Source organism: Microbacterium sp. K41, from assembly GCF_004794395.1.
In the GTDB taxonomy this organism is placed as follows: Bacteria; Actinomycetota; Actinomycetes; order Actinomycetales; family Microbacteriaceae; genus Microbacterium; species Microbacterium sufflavum.
The window spans coordinates 1-8,541 of sequence record NZ_SSDO01000046.1; the positions used below are offsets into that span (position 1 = coordinate 1).

The 8,541-nt window shown below is 73.5% G+C and carries 7 protein-coding genes and 1 pseudogene; 1 reads left to right on the plus strand and 7 read right to left on the minus strand.

The features are described from left to right. Positions 1-131 precede the first annotated feature (131 nt). The 5 genes from ahcY to DW309_RS00715 form a co-directional block, all read right to left on the minus strand. Positions 132-1,577 (minus strand): adenosylhomocysteinase, encoded by a 1,446-nt coding sequence (ahcY, locus tag DW309_RS00695; RefSeq protein WP_136044239.1) that lies wholly within the window; start codon positions 1,575-1,577, stop codon positions 132-134. A gap of 42 nt (positions 1,578-1,619) precedes the next feature. Beyond that, positions 1,620-2,834, minus strand: coding sequence for an ABC transporter permease (locus DW309_RS00700; protein ID WP_136032264.1), 1,215 nt, complete (start codon positions 2,832-2,834; stop codon positions 1,620-1,622). Then, positions 2,831-3,580: an ABC transporter ATP-binding protein gene (locus DW309_RS00705; RefSeq protein ID WP_136032267.1), complete on the minus strand. Its 750-nt coding sequence runs from the start codon at positions 3,578-3,580 to the stop codon at positions 2,831-2,833. The genes DW309_RS00700 and DW309_RS00705 overlap by 4 nt, the downstream gene beginning before the upstream one ends. After that, positions 3,577-4,503, minus strand: a complete 927-nt coding sequence (locus DW309_RS00710) for an efflux RND transporter periplasmic adaptor subunit (RefSeq protein WP_136036380.1) — start codon at positions 4,501-4,503, stop codon at positions 3,577-3,579. The genes DW309_RS00705 and DW309_RS00710 overlap by 4 nt, the downstream gene beginning before the upstream one ends. A 92-nt stretch (positions 4,504-4,595) precedes the next feature. Further along, complete coding sequence (locus DW309_RS00715; protein WP_136032271.1) at positions 4,596-4,802, minus strand: DUF3499 family protein; 207 nt, start codon at positions 4,800-4,802, stop codon at positions 4,596-4,598. 77 nt (positions 4,803-4,879) lie between these two features. On the opposite strand from DW309_RS00715, the gene DW309_RS00720 reads away from it, so the two are divergent. Further along, on the plus strand, positions 4,880-5,302 hold the full coding sequence (locus tag DW309_RS00720) for a hypothetical protein (protein WP_240744592.1): 423 nt from the start codon (positions 4,880-4,882) through the stop codon (positions 5,300-5,302). A 20-nt stretch (positions 5,303-5,322) separates the two neighbouring features. On the opposite strand, the gene DW309_RS00725 is transcribed toward DW309_RS00720, so the two are convergent. Continuing rightward, positions 5,323-6,705: a DUF5719 family protein gene (locus DW309_RS00725; protein WP_136044240.1), complete on the minus strand. Its 1,383-nt coding sequence runs from the start codon at positions 6,703-6,705 to the stop codon at positions 5,323-5,325. After that, positions 6,702-8,541: pseudogene (locus tag DW309_RS00730) on the minus strand (glycosyltransferase); the annotation flags it as partial. The gene DW309_RS00725 and the pseudogene DW309_RS00730, both read right to left, overlap by 4 nt.

Genomic DNA, 8,541 nt, shown 5'->3' on the forward strand with positions numbered 1-8,541 from the left:
CGAGCTCGTGCTCGTGGGCATCACGGTGCTGCGGCGGGAGCGCGAGCGGCGGGCCCTGGAGAACGCAGACCGGCGCGCCGAGCGGCTGACGGGTCGCCGCGTCGGCGTCTGACCTCGCCTCTCCGCCGCGCTCAGTAGCGGTAGTGGTCGAGCTTGTACGGCCCCTCGACCGGCACCCCGATGTACGCCGCCTGGCTCTCGGTGAGCGTGGTGAGCCGCACGCCCAGCGCGTCCAGGTGCAGACGCGCGACCTTCTCGTCGAGTGCCTTGGGCAGCACGTGAACCCCGACCGGGTACGCCGCCGCGTTCGTGAACAGCTCGAGCTGCGCGAGGACCTGGTTCGTGAACGACGCGCTCATCACGAACGACGGGTGCCCGGTCGCGTTCCCGAGGTTCATCAGCCGGCCCTCGCTGAGCACGAGCACGCTGCGACCGCTCGGCAGGCGCCACTCGTGCACCTGCGGCTTGATCTCGACCTTCTCCGCACCGTCGAGCGCCTCCAGCCCCGCCATGTCGATCTCGTTGTCGAAGTGGCCGACGTTCGCGACGATCGCGAGGTGCTTGAGCGCCAGCAGGTGCTCCACCGTCACCACGTCGCGGTTGCCGGTCCCGGTCACGACGATGTCGACCCCGCCGGCCACGTCGATCAGACGCGCCACCTCGAAGCCGTCCATCGCGGCCTGCAGCGCGCAGATGGGGTCGACCTCGCTCACGATGACCCGGGCGCCCTGACCGCGCAGCGCCTCGGCCGCTCCCTTGCCCACGTCGCCGTAGCCGCACACGAACGCGACCTTGCCGCCGATCAGCACGTCGGTCGCCCGGTTCAGCCCGTCGGGCAGCGAGTGACGGATGCCGTACTTGTTGTCGAACTTGCTCTTCGTGACCGCGTCGTTGACGTTGATGGCCGGGAACAGCAGATCTCCCGACGCCGCGAGCTCGTACAGGCGGTGCACGCCCGTGGTGGTCTCCTCCGTGACGCCGATCAGCCCCGCGGCCACCCGCGTCCAGCGGTCGGGCGACGCCGTGAGGGACCGACGCAGCAGGTCGAGGATCACACGGTACTCGTGCGGGTCGCCCTCGGCGGCATCGGGGACGACGCCCGCCCGCTCGAACTCGACGCCCTTGTGCACCAGCAGCGTGGCGTCGCCGCCGTCGTCGAGGATGAGGTTCGGGCCGTCGACGCCCGACGCCGACCAGTCGAAGATCCGCTCGGTGCACGCCCAGTACTCCTCGAGCGTCTCGCCCTTCCACGCGAACACGGGCACACCGGCGGGCGCGTCCACCGTGCCGTGCGGGCCGACCACGACCGCCGCGGCCGCCTCGTCCTGCGTGGAGAAGATGTTGCAGCTGGCCCAGCGCACCTCGGCGCCGAGCGCCACGAGCGTCTCGATCAGCACGGCCGTCTGCACGGTCATGTGCAGCGACCCCGCGATGCGCGCGCCCCTGAGCGGCTGCGCCGCGCCGAACTCCGCGCGCAGGGCCATGAGCCCTGGCATCTCGTTCTCGGCGAGCCGCAGCTGGTGCCGTCCGGCGTCGGCGAGGGACAGATCGGCGATGCGGTACTCGAGCTCAGGCATGGGCCCATTGTTCCATCAGGTCGCGGACGCACCGCCCGTGTGTCAGAACCGGATGGCGTCGATCACCTTGACCCGCAGCGCCACGAGCGCGGGGATGAAGCCCGACACCGCGCCGACCACGACCGAGGCGACGAGACCGACCAGCGCCGCCCGCATGGGGAACGGCGGGATGTCCTGGATACCGGGGAACATCGAGCCGATCAGCCACTCGGAGCGCAGCACCGCCACGACGATCGCGATGCCGATCGCCCCCGCCACGGTCGTCGCCACCAGACTCTCCAGGAACACCGCGAAGAACACCCGGCCGGAACTCGCGCCGAACGCCCGGCGCACCCCGATCTCCCGCACCCGCTGGCGCATCGCGACGAGCTGGATGTTGATCAGGCTGAGCGCGCCGAGCGCGAGGATCAGCGACGCGATGCCGCCCGTGACCATCTCGAACGTGGCCTGAGCGTCGGCGGTGCCGGGTTGCGCCGCCCAGTCCGAGCGGCTCACCGACACCGTCTGCCCCTCCGGCAGCCCGGCGCGGAGGTCCATCGCGAGCACCGGCGCGATCGCGTCGACCTCGTCGGGGCCGAGCCACACCTCGTACTGGGTGAACGTCTCCTCCGGCAGCGCGTCGACGCGGTCACGGTAGGCGTCGTACAGCAGGTCCAGACGGAGCTCCTCGTCGCCGAAGCCCTGCCGCGGAACGACCCCGACCACCTGGTAGGTGCCGCCGGCGTCTCCGGTGACGGTGATCGTGGGGTGCTGGGCGACCGGGACCCGCCCGATGCGCTCCCACAGCGGCTCGCTGATGACCACCGCCGGCGCGAGCGCCTCGAGGTCGCCGTCGTGCAGCCACCGGCCCTCGAGCAGCTTCTCCCGGTGGATCTGCGAGTACGCAGGGTCGACCAGCCGTGTGTTCACCGGGGTCACGCCGTCGGGCAGCGCCACGCCGAGCGAGAGGCCCTGGGCGATCCGGGCGGTGTGACTGAAGCCGAAGCGCTCCGAGGCCCTGCGGAAGCGCTCGTCCACCTCGTCCGCGTCGACCGGGGTGCCGTCGTCGGCCGACACCGCCACGACCACGGTGGCCGCACGGCCGCCCCAGCGGTCCGACTGCTCCTCCTGGAACTGGCGCTGGTACTCCGAGATCGCCACGACCGCGGTGAGCGCGCCCACCGACACGGCGATGCCGATGAGGCTGAGCAGCACACGGAGCTTGTGCACCCGGATCTCGGCCCAGGCGTCGGAGAGCGCTCCGAGGAACCCGGTCACGACGCGACCTCCGCGGCCCCGGGCACCGAGGCGGCGAGCGTGGACGCCTCGAACGCCTTCGTGAGATCGGCCGGCTCCAGCCGCCCGGCGTCCAGGCGGTAGTGGCGGCGCGCGCGGGCCGCGACGTGCAGGTCGTGCGTGATCGTGACGAGGGCGGCGTCGGTCTCGGTCGCGACCTCGTCGAGCAGGGCCATCACGGTCGCGCCGGTGTCGATGTCGAGGGCGCCGGTCGGCTCGTCGGCGAGGATCAGCACCGGGCGGCGTACGAGCGCGCGGGCGATCGCGACGCGCTGCTGCTCGCCTCCGGAGAGCCGGTCGGCGACCTGGTCGACGCGGTGCCCGAGTCCGACGCGCTCCAGCATGTCGGCGGCGATGCGGCGGCGGTCCCAGAACAGCCGTCCGCGCGCGTGGCCGAGCGGCATCATGACGTTGTCCAGCGCGGTGCGACCGGGCAGCAGGTTGAACTGCTGGAACACGAAGCCCACGTTCTCACCCCGGAGACGGTCGAGGCGACCGGAGCGCATCCGGCGGACCTCCCGCCCCTCGAACGACACCGTCCCGGACGTGGGGGCATCGAGCATGCCGAGGATGTTGAGCAGCGTCGACTTGCCCGAACCCGACCGTCCCACGATCGACACGTGGTCGCCCGCGCCGACCTCGAGGTCGACGCTGCGGAGGATCTCCAGGCGCGAGTCGTCGGGCAGGAGGACGCTCTTGGCGACGCCCTCCAGCGCGACCAGCGTCACCAGCTCATCCCGCTGTCGCACTGCTCGACGCCCGGGGAGATCTCGTAGCAGAACTCCTCGACGGGTGCGACGAAGCCCGGCACGAACTGGCGGATGCTGTCGCCCTCCGCGAGCCCGTCGGTCACCTCCACCATCGAGCCGTCGTTGACGCCGAGGGCGACTTCGCGCTCCTCCGGCTCGCCGCCGTCGCCCGCGTCGACCCACACCTTTCCGGTGCCAGCGCCGCCCTGCACCGCCGTGACCGGGATCACCAGCGCATCGTCGACCTGTCCGAGCGCGAGATCCATCGTGGCGGGCAGGCCGGCGAACACGGTCTGATCGGCGGGGATCGCGCAGCGCACGCTCGCGGTGCCCTCCTCGCTCACCTGCACCCGCACGCCCGTGCACGGGAACGGGGCGGGGCCGCCCGTGATGGTCACCGTGGCCTCGGTCGGCGCGTTGACGAGCCGGTACAGCTGCACGGGCTCCACGGTCGCCTGCAGGTGGTAACGGGCCGGGGTGAGCGTGTACGTCTCCGTGCCCACCGTGGTGGCCTGGCCCTTCACGATCGCGAGCTCCGACACGTCGCCGGCCTCGGGCGCCAGCACGTCGATGTCCTTGCGCGGGTCGTCCTGGCGCACGGTGAACAGCTTCTGCCCGGCCGCGACGCTCGCACCGTCGGCCACGTGCACCGCCGTGACCGTGCCGTTGAGCTCGCTGCGCACCGGATAGCTCTCGTCGCGCGCGACCGTGCCGTCCAGGCTGAGCGCGTTGACGACGGCCCCTCGCTCGACTGCGACGACCGGATCGGTGATGCCCGCCTCGGGGCTCACGATCGCCTCAGACCGGTCGGGGAAGAAGGCGATCTTCACGAGTGCGGCGGCGCAGGCGCCGAAGATGACCACGAGCAGCAGGGGCAGGACCCAGCGACGCCAGACGAGCACGGTAGCCTTTCCGGCCGCGCCGCCGTGACACCGCCGCCGTCAGAGTACCCAGGAACCGGCAGGGGCCACGGTGCCTCCGCCCGCGTGTCGGATCAGGCGCGCAGGGCCTCGTGGCGGATCACGAGCCAGCCCGCCGGCACCGAGAGCCGGTCGGCGTGCGGGGCGCACAGGTCGTGCGCCTGCGGGTCGTTCGCCGTTCCGAGCGGTCCGAGAGCGGCCATCTGGTCGCCGTAGTCGTAGGTGAGGGTGGCCACGGCCTCACGCGCGCAGCCGACCTTCGAGCAGAGTCGTCCGTCCATCCCCTTCACGCTACGACCCCCGTCGCGAGCGGAGCGGATGCCGCGCCGAGCGCGCGCGCAGCGCCTAGACTTTCGGCATGCCCCGTCGTCGCGCCCACGCCCCCACCGCCCGACGCGGCGCGAGGCACGGACGCCACGGACGACTCGGGCGCAGCGAGGTGGTCCGCCCGCCGCTCGCACCGCTCGACGGGCGGCTCGACCGGTTCGACCTCACGGTGGGCACTGCGGTGGAGTTCCTCCGCGGCACCTGGCCCGAGCTGCAGGAGGTGCGCTTCGAGATCGGGGCGCTGCCCGCGGCCGAGGGCGACGGGGAGGTGCCGCGCTGGCACCTGGACCGCGAGGGGCGGCGGATCGTGCTGTTCCGCATCCCGATCGAGCGGCTGCTCCCTCCGGGACACGACGACGCCGCGCACCGCCGCATGGCGATCGAGAGCGCGGTGTTCCGGGCCGCCGCCGAGTACGTCGGCCGCGAGCCCTGGGACCTCGGCCACGACCACTGACGGCGCGCCCCGACCCGGGGTCAGGGGTAGACCGTGATCGACTTCTCCACGCCGGGCGACGGCGGCACCGGCAGCACGCCGAGCGCACCGGCCGCGGTCAGGGTCACCGCGGCGTGCACGGGTCCGGTGGTGCGCAGCAGATAGGTCGTCCGCGCGGTCACGTCGATACCGCGGGTCTGCCCCGCCGGCACCGACACCTCCTGCGGCTGACCGCCGTCGATCGGCTCGACCGTGACGGTCGCGTCCTCGTCGCCGGTGTTGGCGAGCTGCAGCCGCGGGGCGGGACCGGCGGGCACGGCGACCGCGGCCTGGTCGTCGAGCTGGGCGGCCGGAGTCACCCACGCGAAGTCGGTGTCGCGTCCGAAGCCGTCCTGCTGGCGGACGGCGGCGACGACCGGGGCCTCCGCCTCGATCTCCACGGTGTAGCGTCCCGGCTCGAGCCCGCTGAGCGCGACCTGCGCGGGGACGTCGGGGTCGAGCGGGACGGAGAACTCGTCCGTCGTCGGCGAGGAGCCCTCGCTGTGCACCGTGACCTTCGCCATGGCGTCGGCGCCGGGTGCCAGCAACCGCAGCACGGTCATGTCGGCCTCGTCGCCGTCGGACGTGAACGTCTGCACCCCCGTGATGACCACGTTCTGCTGCGCGCCGGCCACGGCCTCCTGCAGGTCGATGCCGGCGGGGTCGAGCACGCGCACGAGCGACGACTGCAGGACCGCGCGCACCGGGGCCCCGACCGCACTCACCTTGACGACCGGCGCCTCGTTGCCGGCGGCGATCGAGGTCAGCGGAAGAGCGGTCTGCGTGCGGGCCGGGATGATGACGGTGCGGCCGCCGCGCGTCTCGCCGTACACGGTGAGGGTGACGGTGGATGGCACCTCGGCCGCGTTGGTGAGGATGACGATGTCCTCGGTGCCGGTGCCCACCGCACCGCCGACGAGCCAGGACTCCAGGCGCGGCACCGTGCACGGAGTGGCCGCGAAGCCCGCCAGGTCGTCCGCGGCGAGGGTGAACGACTCGGCGCCCGCGATGAGCGGAGCCGTGCGGCCCTCCACGGCACCGGTGAGCACGGCGATCTCGTCGCCGTCGGCGAGGTCGGGCGTCGCCACTCCCGACGAGGCCGGATCTCCCGACGTACCGCCGGTGGTGAGCGTGGGGGCTGCGGCCGCTGTCATGTCGAGCGGTGCGGACGAGTCGCGTCCGAGCGCCCGGAAGTCGCCGTTGCAGACCAGCACGCTGTCGCCGGGGAGCGGAGTGACCTGCTCCTGCGCGGGCTCGTGTGCGACGGTCGGCCAGGGCGCGTGCACGGCCGCGACGACCCCGATCACGCAGGCGGCGGCGACCGCCACTCCCGTCACGACGCGGGCGCTGGTCGCTGCCACCCGGAATGCGCGGTTGCCGCTCATCGGCGCTCCTCCTCGGGCTGCGGTGCGGGGGTGTCGTCGTCCGATTCCGCGGCGTCCGCGGGCTCGACCTTGGCCTCGGGAACCGGTTCGGCGATGGGCGCCAGGGCCTCGTCCGTCAGAGCCGGTTCGTCCTGCGGATCCTCGACCGCGCCGACGGGCGGGTCCTCCACGACCGCGGCCGGGAGATCCTCGGCGTGACGCGGCAGCACCATCGGCTCCTCCGGCGCCCGCCCGACGATGCGCGACTGCGCCCTGGCGGCACGCCGCGACGCCCTGGTCGGGATGGACAGCAGCAGCGCGGCCAGCACCACGAGCAGCTGCAGGGTGATCACGAGCCGCGCCGTGCCCTCCTGCGCCGCGGTGAGCGACGCCGGAGCCGCGGCCTCGCCCTCGAGCCGCCACAGCACTCCGCGCTCGGTGGTGCCCGCGTGGACGAGACCCGGGCGCTGGTCGATCGCGGCGATCGAGGCCGTGCGCAGCGCACGGGCCCGGTCGCCCTCGCCCGCGACCTGGGCGATCAGCACGTAGCTGATGCCCTCAGCGGCGAGTTCGGCCGGTGCATCGAAGTCGCGGGCGGAGATCAGGTCGACCGCGAGCGTGCCGGTGTCGGTGCCCTGGGGCTCGACGGCGGTCGAGAGCATGGTGGTCTGGGCCCCGAGGGTCTCGCTGGCTCCGCGGACCACCTCGACCGCGAGTCCGCCGTCGTTCTGCGGGGTGAGGATGAGCGTCGAGATCGCGCGGTCGCCCGCCGCCTGCGCGGCCACGTAGGCGGGCAGCGTCGACTCCGGCCCGTTGGTGAGCACGGATCGATCGGTGTGGAACGCGGTGAGGGCGGGCAGGGCACACACCAGGAGGGCGGCCGCCGTGACGGTGGTCGCCACGGTGCGCAGCCGTGGCAGCGGGAGCGCCGTGTCGAGCGTGACGGTCGCCGCGCCGAGCACTCCGATCCACGCGAGGCTCAGCCCCGTGCCCGGCCAGATCGGCACGGGGGTGCCCTGCGCGAACGAGACGCTGACGCCGACCGCGAGGAAGGCCGTCGCGACACCGGCGACGGCGACCACCAGCAGCGTGATGCCCGCGCGCCACCGCGGCGAGACGGCCGAGGCGAGGGCGAGCAGCGCGAGCGGTGCGCACAGGAGGGCCGCCCACGTGCCGAGACCGCCGGGCGCGACGGTCGCCCAGCCCGCGAGGTCGGTCGTCGGGAAGCCGAGGGCGATCGCGAGGCGGCCGACCGCGTCTGCTCCCGCCTGCGGTCCCGCCCACGTGAGTCCCGGGTCGGCGAGCAGTGCCAGGGGCGTGCCGTGCAGAAGCTGCCAGGAGATCAACGGCCCGAACAGCACGGCCGTGGGCAGCGGGAGCCACAGCAGACGACCGGCGCCGCGGAACTGCGCCGTGCCGATCACGATGCCCAGCGTCACGAGCCACAGCAGAGCGAGCGCGGGGGCGAGCGAGGGCGCACAGGCGAGCACAGCGGCCAGCAGCAGCGAGGCGCTGCCGGCGGCACCCCACGAGCGGTGCGCGACGACCGCGGAGTGGAACAGCCACGGCAGCAGGAGGTGGGCGAGCACCGCGGCGGGGCGGCCGTCGACGAGCGCGGTGAGGAACGTGGGTGCCAGCGCCCAGGCGATCCCGGCGAAGATCCGCAGTCCGGCGCGATCGGTCACACGGGTCGCGGCGAACCACCCGCCGAGCACCGCCAGGGGCAGCGCCAGGATCCACAGCAGCACGAGGGTGAACGAGGGGCCGGCCGGCCACAGCGAGCCGAGCACCGCGACCACGGCGGCGAAGGGATCGGCGGGGCCGACCACGTCGAGGCCCAGGCCGCGGGTGCCCCAG